An 18,238-nucleotide genomic window follows, 5' to 3' on the forward strand; every position below is an offset into this window, starting at 1 on the left:
GAACTGGATTTAGCTATCCATCCATCTTTGAACCTAATCAACTATGTCCGATTCTCAAGCGATTAGTGCTGCTGTTGCCAAACTCTACAATACTTATCCGTTTCCACCTGAACCCTTGTTAGATGAACCACCGCCGGGATATAACTGGCGCTGGAACTGGCTAACTGCCTATAACTTTTGTACTGGGCAAAAGCCGACTCGCCACAATGTGCGAATTCTTGATGCTGGATGTGGGACGGGTGTGGGAACGGAATATCTGGTACATCTCAATCCAGATGCTGCGATCGTGGGCATTGACTTAAGTGCTGGAGCGCTGGCAGTGGCAAAAGAGCGCTGTCAGAAGTCAGGGGCAACAGGCGTAGAGTTTCATCACCTGAGTTTGTTTGATGTGGAGCAACTGCCGGGTGAATTTGATTTGATTAACTGTGTGGGGGTGTTGCACCATACGCCCGACCCGATTCGCGGCATTCAGGCGTTGGCGACTAAGCTAGCACCCGGTGGAATTTTACATATTTTTGTTTATGGCGAGTTGGGTCGCTGGGAAATTATGTTGATGCAGGAAGCGATCGCGCTGCTGCAAGGCGATCGCCGGGGTGACTATACCGATGGAGTACAGGTTGGGCGACAATTGTTTGCGGCGTTACCGGAAGAGAATCGGTTGCGAAAACGGGAGACGGAGCGCTGGTCTTGGGAAAATCAACGGGATGGCTATTTTGCGGATATGTATGTGCATCCGCAAGAGATTGATTACAACATCAATACGGTGTTTGAATTGATTGATGCGTCTGGACTGGAGTTTGTGGGATTCTCTAATCCGCAGGTTTGGGAGTTAGAGCGACTGATTGGAAAAGCACCAGAACTGATTGAACGGGCAAAAACCTTAAGCGATCGCCAACGATATCGCTTGATTGAATTGCTTGATCCGCAGGCGATTACTCACTATGAATTCTTTTTGGCACGAACTCCCTTACTCCAACAAAACTGGTTGCTAGATGAAAATCTATTAGCTGCCATACCAGAACCCAGTCCTTGTAGCCAAGGGTGGCGCGATAGTCGGCAGTTTTTCAATCAAGATTATCAAGTGGTGAATCTAACGGAAGCAGAGTGGCAGTTTTTGCTTGCCTGCGATGGCAATCCAACTCAACAAAAAACTGTTGAGCAGATTTTGCAGACTATTGAAGCGAGTTTGGCAGAGGTGCGATCGCTTCAGAAACAGCAACTTATCCTACTGACACCAGCCGCGCAGTAATCAAGTCTTACCAATCATTGGTTTCTGATGACTGACGCTCAATTTGGGCGATCGCTAGTTTTGCCAAAACACGCACCACGGATTGATCATCGGTGAGCATGGTTTGGAGGGGTTCTAAGGCAGCGCGATCGCCCATTTTGCCCAGTGAGTTAATGGCTGCTTTCCGTACATCTAATTCAGCATCGCGACTTGCCAAGATCAAATGGGGCACCGCAGACGGATAATTCACCTGTCCCAAGGCGGCGGCGGCTTCCGTGCGAATTAAGGCTTCTGGATCGGTGAGCGCTGTTATGAGTAGATTGCACGATTTTTCGTCGGATTGCTCTTGCGCCACATGCCCCAATGCCCCAATGACTGCACAGCGGACATCGAGAGACGCATTATTCAAGGCGGCGTAGAGATAGTCGGCAGCTTCCGAGCCAATAAATGCCAGCGCCCAAGCGGCATGACCTTTTGTGTCTTCTGCATAGTCGGTCGATGCCAGAATATCTAACAGTGCTGGCACTGCCGCCTCACCAGTTCTTGCCAAGGCTCCCGCAGAGGAGCTTTTAACCACGGTATCTTCGTCGTTGAGAAAACTGTGAAGCAAGGTGGGAATGGCGGCTGGGTCTGCAATTAGGGTCAGCGTTTTTGCGGCTGCTCGCCGGACGACGACATTGGCATGATTTGCCAGCGCGATCGCTAAAAACGGAGTCGCAACTTCCCCAATCTCGCCGAGTGTTTCAGCAAAACGCAACCGCACTAATCCGCGTGGATCTCCTAACCCTTCTACCAATTGTTGCAGAAGAGCCTGGTCAGAAGTATCGAAGATTTCCAGCGTGATTTGGTCATCCACTTGTTGCAGTAAGGCATCATTTTCAGCTTGAATTCGCTGGACTGAATCACCGACTGTGGAAGCTTCGGGTTTTAGTGATTGATTCATCACAACTCTTTGATTATTCCAATTTGAACGGGGGGCTAATTTTCAACACTCAGTTTTGCTTGCTGTTGACGAAGCGCTTCTAGGTTCGCGTCGATCTGAGCCAAACTAGGCTCTAGGGAAGCCAGCGCCTGAGCCTTCATCACTTTCGCCCGTTGTGCCATAGAAAGGGTGTCATTCACTAGGCGATCGCGATATTGTTCTAACTCAGTAATAATTTCAGCGAGTTCTTGAGAAGTGGATTGCTCGATCGCTGTTAATTCTGAAATATCAGCCATATTAATTGGAGTTCCTAAACGCAGATTACTCAAGGGTGTCAATCGATCTTCTCAGATTTTCTCAGATCACGTCGTTTCTGGTTGAAGTTCCTCAACTTGATGAACTGGTTGAAGGTGATCAAATAGCGTCAGGCGTTTGAGCCATGGATACCGCCAGTTCTCGATAGCGGCGCGGATCGCCCTCTGCAAATACCATCCGTTCTTGTCCTTTGCGATCGTAGAGTGTGTCTAAAATCATTTGCCAATCTGTTGCACTGAGCGGAGAGGGCTGAGCATCACACACAAGCATTTGCACCGCTGACGTTGCCTGAAGATGCTGTTGCGCCATCCAAACTCTGGCACGAACCGTCCAACTACTATCACCGCTTGCCATCTGCTCAAATTGAGAGTTGATTTGCGATCTCCACTCTGGATAGGTGAGCGCGATCGCATCCGCTAGCGATTGCAAGCCCGAAACAGCCGAGTACCGCACGATCCACTCTTCATCCTGCTGCGCCACAAAAAGCAATGCTTCCAAGACTTCTGCCTGAGCAATTTCTAACAAATTGTCTGGGAACCAATGCCATTTCATCATGCCTAAACCCTTAGCGGCGGCTCGACGAACACTCATGGCAAAATCAGCCGTGGCAACTCCCAACAAGGTAATCAGTCCTCTAGGGTCGCCAATTCCAGCCAGTGCCCGAATTGCCCAAGCCCTAGCGCTGTAATTATGCAGATCCAGTTGCTCCAACAGTGGGGGAACAGCAGCTTCTCCCATCTGAATCAACCCATCTACTGCTGCCACCGCTGCCCCAGGATTGTTGTAGCTTAACGCCGCAATCAGCGTCGGAATCGCACCTTCCAATCGTGCTGCTGCCAGATTTTGGACCGCTTCGAGCAACCCATTCGCAGAATCAGCAGCATCTACAGCCTGAATTAGAGAGGAAAGAGAATCAGCCATGGCGAATGACGAATGACGAATGGGGATTGACGAATAACGAATGAAGAATGGGGATTGGAGATTCAGTCCTATTCCCTATTCCCTATTCCCTATTCCCTTCTTTCTATTGTGACGCTTTCTGCTACAACAACTCATCCATTAAAGACATGACTTTGATTGCGCCTTCCGAAAGAGTTGGCGGCGGGGTCTGCTGGAGTTGTTTTTCCAGCAAGCCTTTGAGGGAAATGAGCTTGAGGCTGTTTTCTGCAAGGGTTTGGGCGATCGCATCGGCTGCCGGAAGATATCCAATCGCGCCTATATCTGACAAGACAGTTCGTCGCAGTTGCAAATCATCGTTTGAAAGTGCCTGCACCAAGCGATCGCCATATTCACTAGCAATTTCAGGATTGGGAGTCAGTTGATACATTGCCCGGTTAGCCGCGTAGCGAATTCGGGGAACGGCATGATCTAAAAATGGCAAAATGTCAGGAACGGCATCCATTGCGCCCAAGCTGCCCAACGCTTCCAAAATGGCATCAAAGGGCTGCACTAGATACGGTGGCTCTGGTGCAGGTAGGGTTCCAGCCACTTGGTTATTGAGTAACTCGATTAATTGGGGAATTCCGCTAGGATCTCCTAACTTTTCCAAGGATTGTGCGGCAGCTTCTCGCACATAAAAATCAGTGCAATTTAAGGATTGAATCAGGGCTGGAACCACTCGATGATCGCCTAGTTTGCCCAACGCCCGCGCTGCATTGCGCCGCAGAGGATAACCGCCTGCATCGGTGCGATCGTCCTCATCTGTTAATGCCGCCATCAACACATCAATGGCTTCTGGATCATCGACTCGAAACCGCCCTAACCACCAAGCCGCATAGACCCGCAAGCCCAAATCTTCTCCCTGAAGATTGGCGATCGCTTGGTCTACCGTGAGTGAAACATCGCTCTGAATATCTGGTGAGTGACTCATGACAACGAGAGGAAGTCCCTTTAAAAATAACAATGCCCGGAGGACTATGCAACGACCAACCTCTGTCGGTGATTGCCTAACCCTCCGGGCACAAGCCTGACTAGCTCAATGCATTGATGGCATAGTCAATATAGGAGTTCGCTTCAACAGCAGGATCTCCACTCAAGCCATGGCTTGCTTTGATATTTTTCAACGCTTCCACATACCAGCTAGGAGACAGTTCAAACGTGCTGTTGATTTCAGCCAAACCGCTAATCAAGTAGTCATCGATAGGTCCTGTTCCACCCACAACGAGGCAGTAGGTAACCATCCGCAAGTAGTAGCCGATGTCGCGGACACACTTGTCTTTGCCCACTTGAGTCGATGCGTAGTTAGGACCTTGCATAGAGGTGGTGTATGGAAACTTTTGGTAAACCGCGTTAGCAGCACCCGAAGCCAAGCTGTCAGCTTTAGAAGTCAATGCTTTGGCAGCTTCCAAGCTAGCAGACGCTTGACGGAAACGACCAAAGGCAGTTTGAAGCTCGGTAGAGCTAAGGAAGCGTCCTTGAGAATCAGCAGCCGAAACTGCTTCGGTTAGAGGGGTTTTCATGATTAAACTTGCTCCAGTAATTTTGCTTTATGAAATGAGTGTTGTCGTTGCTTTGGCTACCGAATAAACCAGTAGAAATCAACTCCAGCGGTTTCTAGTAGTATCTTTCTAGCCAACAGCCGCAGCCGCCTTATCAAAGTAGCTGCTCACTTCAGACATCAAGCTAGAGCAGTCGCCTCTAGTCACTCCATTGGTGTCATTGGCGATCGCCAATGCAGCATCCTTCATTTTGTTCACGCCCACTGCCACAGAAGCACCAGGAGTTCCCAAAGCCAAATAGGTTTCGCGGAGACCATTCAAGCAGCGATCGTCCAGAATGCTTGAATCTCCAGCAAAAATAGCGTAGGTGATGTAGCGCAAGATAATTTCCATATCCCGCAAACAAGCAGCCATGCGACGGTTGGTGTAAGCATTTCCACCGGGAGCAATCAGCCCAGGTTGCTCAGCAAACAACGAACGAGCCGCATTTGCCACGATCGCAGATGAATTGCCAGTAATGCGGTTCACAGTATCCATGCGCTTGTTGCCATCGGCGACCATCGCGCTTAAAGCATCCAGTTGTGCAGAGCTGAGGTATTCACCCCGCGCATCAGCCTGGGAGACTACCTTTGCAAATGCGTCCAACATAAACTCAATCTCCTAATGTGTTCAAGTGAAGTAGGGACTTAGGTCACAACTAACTCTTGATTAAGCTCAGCAATTAATCTGTCTAAACAGCCTGAGAAAAACAAAAACCGTTGATGCTGACCTGTGAAATGCCTCCCATTCTTCTGATGAAGAAACTTGGAAGATTTTACATTTCTTAAATATTATGGAGCCTTAACCGAGCAGATACCTAAAAGTCTGCATCTGCTGTGTAAGTTTTCCAACATCTCTGTTTATACTATGTCGTTGAATCCTTATTTATTACGAATTATAACTGTCTAGCCAGGTCTGAAGCCTTGATCAGAGGATGAATTCACTCTGGAGTCAATCAATTTTTAGTAGAGAACCTAACTCCAATTCGAGCTATGCCAGCAGCGAATCAACCCCTAAGATAGCGAGAATAGCTAAAGACAAATGAGCTAAAAGATAAAGAAATGTTGCGAATCTGATGATTTAAGTTTGGTCGTTAGCGGATGCCAGGATCACTCACGGGCGATCGCAACTTGGGTTCGTTCCAAATCAAACAAAAAGCCATGGATATACTCTTCTGTCCATTCGGCTCCATAAAACCGGGTAAACATTCCTCGTGCAGGGTCTTTTTCAGCCCGATAGCGGAGATAGCGCAATTGAGCCTGTTCAGTCTCTTGTAATGCCGAAGCTTCTGTGATTGGCTCTGCTTGATCAACAAACGTTAGATAGGCTTGGAGATAGGCTTTGAACGCTTCAAACACATGAGTTGCCACCGTTTCAGTTTGTTGTGGTCGCGTCCAGAGAAAGGCAGGCGAAAAGAAAGGACGGGCTTCTTCCGGGAAGTCTCCGCCCCAGGGCAAGTGCTGCTGAGCCGCCTCAAAAATCGGCAAGATGGGTTGAGTATACTTTGTCTGATAGTCAGAATCATCACGAAATAAGGGCTGCATATCCAGGGCGATTAAATGTCCGCCGGGTAGCGTGACCAGATCGGCACCAAAAAACGGCAAATCGTAGTTTAGCTGCGGAAAAATCACAAAGTTCAATACCTGAAGAGCGCCGCCTCCCTGAACATGCGCCGCTCGGATTTGCCGCAGTTTTGGAGCTTGATATCCATAACTCGTGGTTAGCACTTCGTCTTGATGTTTGCCCTTACCGACGATCGCCGATTTCGACTCAAACCCGGCTGGAATGGGGTAGGGTTGCAAATCGAGGCGCTCTTGCAAAAGCGCGATCGCATAATCCAAAAAGGGTTGATATAAGGTCATGGGGAGGATGAAGTTTTGAGTTTTGAGGTGAAAATTGAGAACTCAATCTATTTTTTAGCGATCGCTAAGGGCATGGCATCTTCAAACAAGAATTCAAACAGAAACTTTTCTGACCATTCATGCCCAAAGTAGCTGCTGAATAGACCCGATGCGGGATCGCGATCGGCGCTGTATTGATCGTAGTCTTTCTGGGCTTTCACAATCCGCTGCACCGACTTTGAATCGTTGAGAGGTGTGGCTTCTGCCAACATTTGCCAGTAGAGATTCAAATAATCTTTGAACGCTTCAAATACCCGCGTTCTCACCGTTTCTGGATCGGTTTTGGCAAACAATAAATATTTTGAAAAGTACTGGTTTGCATCGTAAAACTTCATCTCCAAATTCTGCGCTAGATCTGGATATTTCTCATGTAATGTCTTTAACGGATCAATATATTTTGTCAAATACGTTTCATCTTGAAACAATGGCTGAAAGTCCATCACAATCAAGTTTTTGACCTGTCCAAACGAGAGAAAATCAATTCCCAGCAAGGGCAACTCATAGTTGTGGCTGGGATAGATCACACTATTGAAAATTTGGGCACTCGCCCCTGCATCAATGTAGGTATAACGAATTTTGCGAAATTCAGGACATTGATAGCACCAGCTTTGAATCGTCGCCGGATTTCTACCACGCTCACTCACTTGAGATTCTAACCCCGCTGGAATCGGGCGATGTTGTAAATCAAACTGTTGAGACAGTGATTGCTCCAGATGCTCCAGAAAGGGTTTATACATAAGCTAATCAATGGATCGATTCGTGTGCGTCAACCCCTGACGATACGAGATACCCAGCCGCACAGTCTCAAATAAATGAGACAAAGTAACAATCCTTAACATAAGGGATGGTGGCTCCTATCTCATCTACCCATCCATCCTCTCATCGTCCTTTTCAAGTGGCTCTAGACAAGTTGTGTTCGATCATGGCAGCCAAATCGGTTGCAGAAACGCAACGCCGCTCAGAGCAATAGGTCATGAGATATATGCCATTCAGCATTCGTATGGTGCTAACGCGAACCCGGAAGTCATCCGTCATAAACCAGCAGCGTTCCTGCCCTTGATTGGTTTCATACTCGGTATCAATCGTCAAAATACCGTCTTGTCCAAACCAGTAGCGGCTGACTACAGGAATTTTTTCCACGTAGCCCTGATTGCGGAGCAGCTTCCCCGATCGCCCGGTTTCATCATCAGGTACATCCACCAACACCGCCGCCTGATCGGGATTCGGTGCTTGATTGGCTTCGTGGGGCTGCCACATAAAACTGGCTCCCCCGGCAGCGATCGCTGGATCAATTCCTTGAGGTTCGCAGACTTGCTGAATGCGATCGTCATCGGCAGTAACCACTTGCACATGCAGTTTCGATTCGCCTGATTCATCCGCCACCGTATCAAAATGATGGACAGTGCGCTGGGTTAACCAGACTCCTTCGCTTTTACGAAAAAAGTCCATCATGGTCACTGGTGGTATAAGCGTCATTGGCTCACCTCAACAAAACAAAATTATGGTATCGCTACGACTCTATGATTGTAGGTAGGTGCCGCTTCAGATACAAAATTATGTCACAACTCCAAGCTATGCCAGAAAGAGCAAGTCGAAAAACACCTCAAGACGTTTTGGCTGCGCTCAAAGCGGGGCTAGCACTTAGTCAGGCAGATTTGTATCAAGTTAATCTCAGCGGATGTGATCTGCAATCTGCAAACTTAAGTGCAGCGACGCTGATTCGGGCAAATCTGAGGGGTGCCAACCTCAGACAGGCAGACTTACGCGCAGCCGATTTACGCGCAGCCGATCTGAGCAAAGCCCTGTTGCAGCAGGCGAATTTACAGGGAGCGTTTCTCTATCGAGTTGATTTGTGTGGGGCAGATCTGACGGGCGCAAATTTGCATGATGTCAAGCTGCAAGGGGCGCGATACGATAGCCACACCCAGTTTCCAGAAGGCTTTGCCTACAAATCCTCTGGGGCGATCGGTCCTAAAGCCAGTTTAAATGGGTCACCGCTGAACACTGCCAACCTCAGGTTTGCCGATTTGCAGGAAGCGAACCTGTTGGGCGCTTATTTGGGAGGGGTGGATCTAACCGGCGCAAATTTGCGGGGCGCAAGGTTGGTGCAGGCAGACTTACGCCGTGCGATTTTGACGGGTGCTTTTCTACGCACTGCGCGGTTGAATGGAGCAAATTTAGCAGGAGTGGATTTACGCGCTGCGGATCTAACCGACGTGGACTTTGAGCAGTTTGAAAGCATTGCTGGAGCAGATTTTTCCCAGGTTCAAGGACTCACTCAGGAAATGCGATCGCGCTTGCTCAGTCATCCCACCCAGCAATTAGAAACGGTTCATCCCCTGACGCTCAAAACTACCTTAGAAAGCTTGACCTGTTAATTGGTGTTCAGTCATCTCGGAGCAAGGCGCAAAATCCTGCTTGCTGAAAGTGGCGATCGTGCGTTAGCACATCTTGAATTCCCATTTTCTCCATAATCAGCATCGAAACACAGTCTGTGAGACTGTACTCTTTATCCAGCCGCTTTCTATAGAAGAGTCGTGCCTGTTTAACTTGTTCGGTTGTCTGAGGGATAATCTCAACGTCTGGATCAGCACACAGTTTATCCGTCGCAGTAATTGCTAACTGGCGAAAGCTAGATCCTCTAGCACAAAAATGATTGAGAAACTCAGTCAAGACCATCTCAGAAGTTACTGATAAATAATTTCCTAAGCTCTGTGATACTTCTTTAGCCTTTTGATGGCGATCGTCTCTAGGATTAAGAATTGCAACCAAGTAAGAGTTGTCTACAAACACGCGCCTCATTCTTCTTTGGGTGCACCGTACATATAATGCTCAAAATTGCGAGATAGGTCGATCGGCAACTTTGCCCATTCTTCTGCTGAAACTTGACTACCAATGGCTACAAGTTGCTTTCATAAAGGTTGAAGTTCTTCTCTCTCTCTTAAACTGATAACCACATGATCAAAGTAGCCAGCCACTTCTGTAGATAAGTCGTCAACGTTAATTGATTCGATAGCAACAGCTTTCATTAAGTTAACTGCTTGAATAACAAAATCTGTAGAAATCCCCAAGGCTACATAGGTTCCCCTCAAACCGTTGAGACAGCACTCATCTAAAACAGCAGGATCACCTGCCAAGAGTGCGTATGTAATGTAACGCAGAATAATTTCACAGCCACCCATACATGCAGCTATTTGACGTTTAGAAGTTGGTTCAGTCCAAAGAGAACCTTTGCTAAGTAGACGGTCTACGGCTTCCTTAACAATACGGGTTGCACTTTTTGAGAGTTTCTCTACAGCATCAATTCGAGCAAATCCTAACTGAACAGATTTCTGAATCTCTTGTAGGGTTTGAGAATTAACAAAAGTTTGTGCTGCCTCAGCCTCCTGAATAATTTGCGATACATTTTTCATCAGGTTTTTCCTCAATCTGTTCAGTAATTAGAGGAGACAAGAGACAAGTAATTAACTCAAATTCTACATTCGCGTCTCTAAGTATTGCCCAATCATTTGCTCTTCTCCAGCACGGGAAATGATCGTTTGGCGAGTGCGATATTGGCTACCAATTAGCCTAATTTCTTCCTCAAACACATTTCCACTATACTCAGTTCGCAAGCGCATAATGTCAGCATCTCGCATGGAAAATTGGGCAATCACAGGTTTGCTTGTAGAAAAGCCGCGATCGCGATATAGCTGAGTTCCCTCTACCCCAAACACCGTTGAGCCAGTAATCTGCTTGGGGCTAGGACCTACATAATTACTTTCCCATGTAGTCAACGCGCCGCAAGTCATCGCGGTTTCATCGGTCAGATCATGCAACTGCGCCAGTTGACGTAAATCGGGGCTGCCTTGCTCTAAGAATTGGACGGTCAATAAACTTACTACTTCCTGCGTTTCACCATCTTTAAGAGTGTAATAGCGACGCTGCGATCGCCAGTTTCCCTCAGATTGTTGAAAAAACGCTTGCACTAGAGATGCCAGAGTCGGCTGAACCGTTTGAGGTTGAAACATCATATAAAGTTAAGTGCCTTGAGAAGGATCGAGCAGGAAAGATGTGACTAATTGTCTACGTTTCTTAATATTCTGTCATATTGCTTTTATAACTGCATCCCCCATGCTCCGCAGATTGAGCAAAAGCTGCACCAGCTTAGCTTTGAGTTTTACGGGGAACAGAAGCATTGATGGCGAAAGCAGTTTAGCAATCCGCCAGACTAATTAATTGAAACGTTTCTAGGATTTAATGGCTGTCCAGTCCTGTTTCAACAGCGCTAGAAAAGTAGCAATTCCCTTAGAAAATCCTTCAGGATCGGGCAGTCTATACTCTGGAAACTCTTCATAGGGTCGCCACGGCTCTGAGTCATGATGCCGTAAGTGCAAGGCACGATCGTTCCCTTCCAGCTTCCAGAGCATTTGACCGTTCTTAAATGTTTCAGCCATGGTCTTTTTCCTCACATCAATAAAACTATTCAACTCAGCAACAATTTGCTCCTCTCAATTTTGCCTGCTTAAACGTCAATTTCTGTAAATATCATTACTTTTTCTATAGACATTTGTGCCGGGTTGCTATATAGCATAAATGCAATATAGAATTCTACAAATCAGGAAACCATCCCCTTAAGGGGTACTTTTCCTCTATCGAGCGATAGAAACAAGGCTAAAATTAACCCTCTCAAGAAATCAAATCTTCCATTGCCGCCCCCACAACTCGATGATCGGTATCCTGTCTCAGTTGTGCCAGCGCTTCCCTCGCTTCAGGAGCAGGAAAGTGTTTCAGGGCATAGGCAACCCGAACCCGGATATATTGAGCCGCCGAATTTTTTAAGGTCAAGAGTTGAGATAAAGCCGCTTCAGATTGACGAGAGTTCACCAACGCGCCTAAAGCATCAACCGACGCTTCTTGAACCGCCGCATCGTCTCCCCCTAGACCGATCCCACAGACTTCCAAAACTTCCTCCGGGCATTCCAATTCCACCAATGCTGCTAGAATGCTGCGACGCACTAGCCAATGGTCGTCTCTAAAAAAAGTTTGGACTAGATGGGACGCGGAAATTCTGCCGAATAGCGAAAGGGAATTTGCGGCTTCTGCTCGCACGTTAGGCGTATTATCAAATCTCATGATCTGAAGGAGATTGGCAAAAGACTCAGACGTTTTTTGTCTACCAAGTTCTCTCGCCACAAACGTTCGGACTAAAAATTCTGGATCTTGAATGTGGCGGGTGAGTAACGGAACCGCGACTTCAGGAGGATGATCTTTGAGCGCCGCGATCGCCTTAAGGCGATACTGGAAATCTGAGTTTTGTAGACCTGTGGCAATTTGATTAAGATCCATGAAAGCAAATTATAAACATTTCTTTCACTGTAGACCTGAAGGGGTGGAGGAGTGGAGGAGTAAAACTGTTGCTTTTGTGTAATTTTGATCTACCTTTTAAGCGGCTTTGGATGAGGGGCTAAAAGAGGCTTTAACTTGAGCAGTGGAAAGTAAAGTCCAGCCTGCCGCTAAAAGTTTTTGAGAAGTAGCAAATCCTTTGGAAGCTCCAGGAATGGTGTGGTCGGGAATCGCTAGTCCTCTAAAGTGGGTATAGGGCTTCCAGGGCTGTTGCTGCTCCAATCGGAGATGCAAGGTTAACTCTCCACCCCCGCCAAATTTGGCAAGCCAACACATTTGTCCAATCATTTTAAATGGCTCCAATTCACGATAGGGTTGCTTCAACGCAAAAAACACTCAGTCGGTAAATTGCGGAAGACTTTATACCTACAGTGATACTGAAAGACTTTGCTTATAAAATCTATCAAGAGTTTAATTTGTCTCTAAAAAAACTTGCTCTAAAGGATTACAAACCAAATCAAGAAAATTTTGATCAGGTGACGTAATCAAACAGCATGGTGGTCATATAGCGATCTGCCCACTCGGTGCCAAAGGATTTTTCAAGCACTCGGCGAGTTTTATCATTTTGCTGTTGCTTGGTGCAGTAATATCGTTGTCCGGCAATGGTTCGGGCGATCGCCAACTCTGAGGTTAGCGAGGGTTCCAAGGTGGCAAGTTGACAATGCACCGTCAAAAAATCTTGAACTCGTTGCAAAAAAGTGTCTTCTTCGAGCGTTCCCATGGGACGAATAAACAGGCAAAATTCAGAAAAAATATCTGCCCAGTCGGGTAAGGCACGAGGTTGGGAAAAGTGTAGCCTTGGTAAGGCTGATAGGGCTTGCTGATAGCTGTCTGGCAGAGATCGATCTAGATTCACAGGCGATAAATCCGCGATCGCGGCACTGATTGCCCCACCTCGTCCGCCCACTAAATCAGTGCCAAAAATAGGCAGAGCATATTCGGGATTGGGGAACATGACGCAGTGCAAAATATCTAGCCCATTGCTAACTTGCGCCAGTTCGAGATGCAGCTTGCGAAATTGCGGAGCCTGGTAGCAATGATTTTCGATCACCAACTTTGCGCCCTCCAAAGACCCCTCCACATATCCCAAGCCTTCTGGAATATGAAATGGCGATAGCTCCAGATGAGTCTTCCAAGTGGCTTCAATCGTATCTGCCAGCCGATGGATCAGCGGGTGCTGCTGGCTTCGCAACAATGCTTGCATAACTTCGACGTACACTTTTATCTGAACATCTGAGTATAGAGTTGTTGTCGGCGCTATCGGATTTTCTGACAAGAATTGAGACTATTAAAATAAAAAACGACTATTATCCAAAATGACTATTGATGCCCAATCCAACGCTGCTCAATCCAACTCGCCGCCTGCCATCAAAGCAGGGCTTCATCTAAAACGTCCCTGCTTAATCGTGGCAGATTTGCAGCGTGCCCTCCAGATTTACCAAGATATTTTGGGATTCCGGCTGGACTATGTAGGGGAAGCATCAGCAGATTCCTACCTCTACACCGTTTTCAAATTGCCAGCCCAAGCCCAACTCACGTTTGCCGCTTTAAGCACCGAGCATGAACCACGGGCGATCGCGCTGACTGAAGCCAAAAACGTTGACTTGCCGCCCCTGCTTCCTCCCCACCGCATCGGCACCGTCATTCAGGTGAGCGACCTAGCACCCATCATTCAACAAATTCAAGCCCTAAACCTGGAAATCATTCCGCCCTGTTCTTTTACCGCACCGCCCAATTTAGTATTCACAGAACAAGGCTTCCACGATTTTGATGGACATCTGATTATCTTGTATCAAGTGAAAGTGGCAGAAGCACCCCATGAGGCAACGACTTAATGATCGCTCACTAACCGACATCCTCTAAACTAGAAAACGCTCACTTCGATTACCAACATTCACATTTTGAGTCATGACCTTCAAGGGCGAATGCTGCTATCTCACAATTTCGATGTTTCGCCTGACATCGTGCCTGCCCTCAGTCGGGAAGAGTTTGCTGAGGTGTTTCGAGCCGGGTTGAGTGACTATGAATCGCTCCAATCCAGGCGGGTGAATCATCCCCATTGGACGGTAGAAATTTTGTTTGCGATCGCTCAATTTTCACCCGCGCAGGTGGGCGAACTCTGTGCCCAAGCATTGGTCAATCAGCGGCAGACTCAGCAGGTGATTAATCTGCCCGATATTTTAGTGTTGGGCGGCATTAAAACCACGCCTGCCACCAGTGATGCACCGGATGCTCTCCAACCGGGCGAGTGGGGTGTGGATGTGGTGGAAACTGTTTCTGGTGAGGCTTTTTTGCAGGCGATCGCCTGGGACGCAACCATTGCCGCAAAACCTAACCACAGTGTTTTCAAAGTTGAACGCAAGAGAGGCTAACCATGGCTCTCAACGAAGACTTGATTCGCATGATTATCAAAGGGGATGCCGCCGCAGTAGACAGTTTATTAACTCAGGGCGCAGATGCCAACACGACTGGAGGCGTGACCCCCGTTGGAGCGAGTAATACCGCTCTGATGTGGGCAGCCACCGAAGGCTATTTGGATATTGTCAACTTGCTATTGGCTCAGGGATCGGAGGTGGATGCAAAAAATGCTGCTGGCTATACGGCGTTGATGTTTGCGGCAGAGGGCGATCGCCGAGATATCGTTTCCATGCTGCTTGATCGTACAAACCAGATCCACGATCTCAACAGTTATGGGGAAACCGTGCTGATGGCGATGGCGCGGCAGGGTCAAACGGATCTGGTACAACGGTTGGTGGGCATGGGGGCGGAGATGAATGCCACCAACAAAATTGGCGATACTGCCCTGTATCTAGCGGTCGATCGCGGACATTTCTATGTGGTCAAAGCGTTGATTGACCTAGGCGCAGCGGTGAATACTGCTAACCTCGGCGGCTGGACTCCGCTGATGATGGCATCGGCGAAGGGCGACCTAGAAATTATCGATTTGTTGTTAACCCATGGCGCAGATTTTCGCCCCATTAACCGTTGGGGCGCAACCGCTTTGAGTGAGGCACGGAAATCGTTTCGATCGGCGCAGGCATCTGAATTGTTAATTCGAGCAGGGGCGATCGAGTAAGAAGCTAAAAAACTATGAATCGAGATCGCCCCCCTTTTTGGAGCCGAAAACTCAAAATCCCTCTTCCAGACCGGGAGAGGGATTTAGGGTGAGGGCGCAAAAGTGAGCCGATTTTACACCTGCGGCGCTTCACTTGGCGGCGCGGATGGAGCTTCACCTAGAGGATAAATGCTCACAATTTTGCCACCTAATCGGCTAATCCGTTGCATTTCGCTATTCATCCGGCTATAGGGAACTTGCAGCAAAATTGTGCTGCTGTTCCGCACCGGATACTGATTATTGTCTGTTTGATCGTTTTGCTGTAATCCTTCTACTTCATAAACAAAAATGCGATTGCTAGCAGATGAACTAGCGGTTCCGGTGGAGGTGAGTTGTCCCAACATGATCGGTGTCCTATTGTGCGAGGGTGATGCTGGCTACTTTGCCACCCAACTTGTTGATTTGTTGGAGGGTGCTGGATAGTTGCTCGTAGGGAACGATAAACTCTTTGTTGCTGCGCCGAACTTTGGGATAGCGCGGTAGGTTAATGCCTGCGACTTCAATGCGATAGAGGCGATCGGACGAGTTGACCGAGGAGCGTCCAAAGGCTCGGCTAGGTACAGTTCCTTGTTTCGATGGCTGATATGCCCATCCTTCACTCCCACCGGAAGGACCAATAATCGCAGAGGCGCTGTTTTGAGCTAGGTCAGCGGCTAACCGAGAAGTTGCCCCAGCGAGTTGGGCGCTGTCGCTGTTGGCATAGCCACGATAGAGGCGGAACATGCGCGTGAAGCCAACGGTGCGTTGACCTACACCCGTCGTCACAAAGTCTTGATAGTAGGGCACGATCGCATCGCCGAATTTGGCATCATATTCCTCTGAATCGATGTAGGAATCAATATCTGCCTCAAACCCTTGATTCTGGTAGCGATCGAGATGCTCAATCACTTCCAATTCTGAGTAGGGAGCGCGACCCAGTAGGTGTTTGAAGTTCAACTCAATCACGCGGGTTTGAAAATGAGGATAGAGAAACTTGGTTTTATACAAATCTGATTTGGCGACTGCCCGCACGAAATCGCGCACTGACAATTGACCATTGGCTAAGAGTGACTCCAGGCTGGTCAGTCGTTCTGACTGCATGATGTAGTCATTGCCCAACACTTGACGGTAAACTGCTTGAATGATTCCTTGGGCATCTTCAGAGGTCCAATTTTGGCGGAGTTCAATGGGGCGAAAATCCCCTAAAGCAGTTGTTCCCAGCCGGGAAGCTGCGGTTGTAATTGCCACGAATGACTCTCCTTAACAGTTGAGTGAATAGTGTTTAAAAAGTTGTGAGTTAGTTGTGAGTGATCGGAGTAATGCCTAGCTATAGGCTAACCGCTTAAACACTAAAAACTCACAACTAAAAACTGATACCTAAAAACTAAGTTGTCTACGCAGTCGTAATGCTGACTACCTTACTGCCGCGCTGATTCAGCCGTTGCAGAGTGGGTGAAAGTTGGTCATAGGTAACGAGATAATCGCTGACTGCTTGCCGAACCTGGGGAGTTCGTCCCCGGTTTGCCTGCGTCACGCGCACTCGGTAAACCTGACCGCGATCGCCCGCCACGACTCCAGAGAGCGATCGCCCAAAGTTAGCCGTTTGCACGGGTGTAACTAGATTCCGTCCCAAATCATTGGTTAACCAGGCAGATTTATTCTTGCCCTGAGCGCGATCGCTGTTAGCATACCCTCGATATAGTTGGAACATTCGGCTAAAACCCGCCGTTTTTTGTCCACGTTGAGTTTCAAAACCCCGATAATAGGGAACGATCGCTTCGCCAAAATTTTCTTGATATTCTAGAGAATCTATATAGGAATTGATCTCAGCTTCATAGCCTGCCTGCGTATATAAATCAACGTGGAAGGCAATTTCTGATTCATCGTAGGGCGCTCTACCCAGCAAATGCTTGTAGTTCAACTCAATAAAGCGAACTTGCGGAGTGGAGTAAAAGAATTTGGTTCGATACAGTTCCGACTGTGCCAACATTCGCACAAAATCACGGACTGTCACATCGCCTTGGCGCAAGAGCGATTCGGCACTAGTTAGCCGCTCACTTTGCATCACATGATCATTGCCAAACACTTGACGGTAGGCGGCATGAATCACGGCTTGCACATCGTCTTCTGTTCCCTGCGATCTCAGTTCGGTCGGAAAACTTTCTGCGAATGGTTCAAACCCTAGCTGCCTTGCAGCCATAGAACTGGTCATGACGGGGTCTCCTTTGGTTGAATAAAAAATTATGCCCAGACCCTCAAAAAACTGTTCCGCAATGCATCACATTCACAGTCTTTTATGGGTCTGGGCAACGGTCAACCCTTAGCTCAGGGAGTTAATCGCGTAGTCAAGGTAGGAATTGGCTTCCACCGCTGGATCGCCGCTTAAACCATGGTTCGCTTTGATGTGCTTCAACGCTTCCACATACCAGCTAGGAGACAGATCAAAGGTGCGATTGATTTCAGCCAACCCACTGATCAAATAGTCATCCAACGGACCAGTGCCGCCTGCCACTAAACAATAGGTGATCATGCGAATGTAGTAGCCAATATCCCGCACACACTTTGCTTTTCCTTCTGGAGTGGAGGCAAAGTTATTGCCTTGCATGGAGGTGGTGTATGGAAACTTTTGGTAAACTGCATTTGCAGCGCCTGAAGCCAAGCTGTCGGCTTGGCTGCTCAAAGCTTTAGCAGCATCCAAACTAGCAGTGGCTTGACGCATCCGACCAAAGGCAGTTTGAATCTCAGTAGAACTCAGAAAGCGACCTTGAGAATCTGCTGCTGCAACGGCTTCTGTTAACGGTGTTTTCATGGGGAATTATTCCTTTTAACCAGTGTGCAAAATTGTGCGAAATACTGTCAGAAATGGCGCAAAATCTAGGCTAGAGAATAGGCTTTTTTGGATCAAAGCCCTTAGCT

Annotated in this window: 25 protein-coding genes; 5 read left to right on the forward strand and 20 right to left on the reverse strand. The window is 47.8% G+C overall.

What is annotated here, in order from left to right; all coding sequences use genetic code 11:
• Positions 1-43: 43 nt before the first annotated feature.
• The gene (locus AB3R30_RS19320; RefSeq protein ID WP_458650851.1) at positions 44-1,249 is read left to right on the forward strand and encodes a class I SAM-dependent methyltransferase; all 1,206 of its coding nucleotides are present in this window, start codon (positions 44-46) and stop codon (positions 1,247-1,249) included.
• A gap of 7 nt (positions 1,250-1,256) precedes the next feature.
• On the opposite strand, the gene AB3R30_RS19325 is transcribed toward AB3R30_RS19320, so the two are convergent.
• The 9 genes from AB3R30_RS19325 to AB3R30_RS19365 form a co-directional block, all read right to left on the reverse strand.
• Complete coding sequence (locus tag AB3R30_RS19325; RefSeq protein ID WP_458650852.1) at positions 1,257-2,171, reverse strand: HEAT repeat domain-containing protein; 915 nt, start codon at positions 2,169-2,171, stop codon at positions 1,257-1,259.
• Between the two features lie 35 nt (positions 2,172-2,206).
• A complete protein-coding gene (locus tag AB3R30_RS19330; RefSeq protein ID WP_458650853.1) occupies positions 2,207-2,446 on the reverse strand; it encodes a hypothetical protein in 240 nt (79 codons plus the stop codon).
• A 118-nt stretch (positions 2,447-2,564) separates the two neighbouring features.
• Entirely contained in the window at positions 2,565-3,386 is an 822-nt protein-coding gene (locus tag AB3R30_RS19335) for a HEAT repeat domain-containing protein (protein WP_458650854.1), read from the reverse strand.
• A gap of 121 nt (positions 3,387-3,507) precedes the next feature.
• Complete coding sequence (locus AB3R30_RS19340; protein ID WP_458650855.1) at positions 3,508-4,335, reverse strand: HEAT repeat domain-containing protein; 828 nt, start codon at positions 4,333-4,335, stop codon at positions 3,508-3,510.
• A gap of 100 nt (positions 4,336-4,435) precedes the next feature.
• Complete coding sequence (gene cpcA / locus AB3R30_RS19345) at positions 4,436-4,924, reverse strand: phycocyanin subunit alpha (RefSeq protein ID WP_458650856.1); 489 nt, start codon at positions 4,922-4,924, stop codon at positions 4,436-4,438.
• A 108-nt stretch (positions 4,925-5,032) separates the two neighbouring features.
• A complete protein-coding gene (locus AB3R30_RS19350) occupies positions 5,033-5,551 on the reverse strand; it encodes a phycocyanin subunit beta (RefSeq protein WP_458650857.1) in 519 nt (172 codons plus the stop codon).
• A gap of 500 nt (positions 5,552-6,051) precedes the next feature.
• Positions 6,052-6,804, reverse strand: a complete 753-nt coding sequence (locus tag AB3R30_RS19355) for a phycoerythrobilin:ferredoxin oxidoreductase (RefSeq protein ID WP_458650858.1) — start codon at positions 6,802-6,804, stop codon at positions 6,052-6,054.
• A gap of 47 nt (positions 6,805-6,851) precedes the next feature.
• Positions 6,852-7,580 (reverse strand): 15,16-dihydrobiliverdin:ferredoxin oxidoreductase, encoded by a 729-nt coding sequence (locus AB3R30_RS19360; RefSeq protein ID WP_458650859.1) that lies wholly within the window; start codon positions 7,578-7,580, stop codon positions 6,852-6,854.
• Between the two features lie 154 nt (positions 7,581-7,734).
• Positions 7,735-8,319: a phycobiliprotein lyase gene (locus AB3R30_RS19365; RefSeq protein ID WP_458650860.1), complete on the reverse strand. Its 585-nt coding sequence runs from the start codon at positions 8,317-8,319 to the stop codon at positions 7,735-7,737.
• An 80-nt stretch (positions 8,320-8,399) separates the two neighbouring features.
• Between AB3R30_RS19365 and AB3R30_RS19370 the strand changes: the two genes are divergently transcribed.
• Positions 8,400-9,221 carry a pentapeptide repeat-containing protein gene (locus AB3R30_RS19370; protein ID WP_458650861.1) on the forward strand — a complete coding sequence of 274 codons (822 nt, stop codon included), beginning with the start codon at positions 8,400-8,402 and terminating at the stop codon, positions 9,219-9,221.
• A gap of 7 nt (positions 9,222-9,228) precedes the next feature.
• Here the strand turns inward: AB3R30_RS19370 and AB3R30_RS19375 are convergent, their stop codons facing one another.
• From AB3R30_RS19375 to AB3R30_RS19405, 7 genes are all read right to left on the reverse strand, one after another.
• A complete protein-coding gene (locus tag AB3R30_RS19375) occupies positions 9,229-9,645 on the reverse strand; it encodes a type II toxin-antitoxin system VapC family toxin (RefSeq protein ID WP_458650862.1) in 417 nt (138 codons plus the stop codon).
• A gap of 110 nt (positions 9,646-9,755) precedes the next feature.
• Positions 9,756-10,256, reverse strand: coding sequence for a hypothetical protein (locus AB3R30_RS19380; RefSeq protein ID WP_458650863.1), 501 nt, complete (start codon positions 10,254-10,256; stop codon positions 9,756-9,758).
• 63 nt (positions 10,257-10,319) lie between these two features.
• The gene (locus AB3R30_RS19385; protein ID WP_458650864.1) at positions 10,320-10,856 is read right to left on the reverse strand and encodes a phycobiliprotein lyase; all 537 of its coding nucleotides are present in this window, start codon (positions 10,854-10,856) and stop codon (positions 10,320-10,322) included.
• 216 nt (positions 10,857-11,072) lie between these two features.
• Positions 11,073-11,279, reverse strand: coding sequence for a hypothetical protein (locus AB3R30_RS19390; RefSeq protein WP_458650865.1), 207 nt, complete (start codon positions 11,277-11,279; stop codon positions 11,073-11,075).
• 232 nt (positions 11,280-11,511) lie between these two features.
• Positions 11,512-12,171 carry a HEAT repeat domain-containing protein gene (locus AB3R30_RS19395; RefSeq protein ID WP_458650866.1) on the reverse strand — a complete coding sequence of 220 codons (660 nt, stop codon included), beginning with the start codon at positions 12,169-12,171 and terminating at the stop codon, positions 11,512-11,514.
• 96 nt (positions 12,172-12,267) lie between these two features.
• Positions 12,268-12,516 (reverse strand): hypothetical protein, encoded by a 249-nt coding sequence (locus tag AB3R30_RS19400; RefSeq protein ID WP_458650867.1) that lies wholly within the window; start codon positions 12,514-12,516, stop codon positions 12,268-12,270.
• 184 nt (positions 12,517-12,700) lie between these two features.
• Positions 12,701-13,432 (reverse strand): phycocyanobilin:ferredoxin oxidoreductase, encoded by a 732-nt coding sequence (locus AB3R30_RS19405; RefSeq protein ID WP_458650868.1) that lies wholly within the window; start codon positions 13,430-13,432, stop codon positions 12,701-12,703.
• A gap of 112 nt (positions 13,433-13,544) precedes the next feature.
• Here AB3R30_RS19405 and AB3R30_RS19410 point away from each other — a divergent pair, with 112 nt between their 5' ends.
• The 3 genes from AB3R30_RS19410 (at position 13,545) to AB3R30_RS19420 (ending at position 15,304) form a co-directional block, all read left to right on the forward strand.
• Positions 13,545-14,063 carry a VOC family protein gene (locus tag AB3R30_RS19410; protein ID WP_458650869.1) on the forward strand — a complete coding sequence of 173 codons (519 nt, stop codon included), beginning with the start codon at positions 13,545-13,547 and terminating at the stop codon, positions 14,061-14,063.
• Between the two features lie 66 nt (positions 14,064-14,129).
• A complete protein-coding gene (locus AB3R30_RS19415; RefSeq protein WP_458650870.1) occupies positions 14,130-14,600 on the forward strand; it encodes a DUF2656 domain-containing protein in 471 nt (156 codons plus the stop codon).
• A gap of 2 nt (positions 14,601-14,602) precedes the next feature.
• On the forward strand, positions 14,603-15,304 hold the full coding sequence (locus AB3R30_RS19420) for an ankyrin repeat domain-containing protein (protein ID WP_458650871.1): 702 nt from the start codon (positions 14,603-14,605) through the stop codon (positions 15,302-15,304).
• Positions 15,305-15,417: 113 nt separating this feature from the next.
• Here AB3R30_RS19420 and AB3R30_RS19425 read toward each other — a convergent pair whose 3' ends face one another.
• The 4 genes from AB3R30_RS19425 to cpcA (AB3R30_RS19440) all read right to left on the reverse strand — a co-directional run bounded on the left by AB3R30_RS19425 (position 15,418) and on the right by cpcA (AB3R30_RS19440) (position 18,131).
• The gene (locus AB3R30_RS19425) at positions 15,418-15,687 is read right to left on the reverse strand and encodes a phycobilisome linker polypeptide (RefSeq protein ID WP_458650872.1); all 270 of its coding nucleotides are present in this window, start codon (positions 15,685-15,687) and stop codon (positions 15,418-15,420) included.
• 10 nt (positions 15,688-15,697) lie between these two features.
• Positions 15,698-16,570 (reverse strand): phycobilisome rod-core linker polypeptide, encoded by an 873-nt coding sequence (locus AB3R30_RS19430; RefSeq protein ID WP_458650873.1) that lies wholly within the window; start codon positions 16,568-16,570, stop codon positions 15,698-15,700.
• 145 nt (positions 16,571-16,715) lie between these two features.
• Positions 16,716-17,534: a phycobilisome rod-core linker polypeptide gene (locus AB3R30_RS19435; protein WP_458650874.1), complete on the reverse strand. Its 819-nt coding sequence runs from the start codon at positions 17,532-17,534 to the stop codon at positions 16,716-16,718.
• Between the two features lie 108 nt (positions 17,535-17,642).
• Complete coding sequence (cpcA, locus tag AB3R30_RS19440) at positions 17,643-18,131, reverse strand: phycocyanin subunit alpha (RefSeq protein WP_458650875.1); 489 nt, start codon at positions 18,129-18,131, stop codon at positions 17,643-17,645.
• Between the last annotated feature and the right edge of the window lie 107 nt (positions 18,132-18,238).

The organism is Sivoneniella epilithica UHCC 1019, from assembly GCF_040830845.1.
Classification (GTDB): Bacteria; Cyanobacteriota; Cyanobacteriia; order Leptolyngbyales; family Leptolyngbyaceae; genus ULC077BIN1.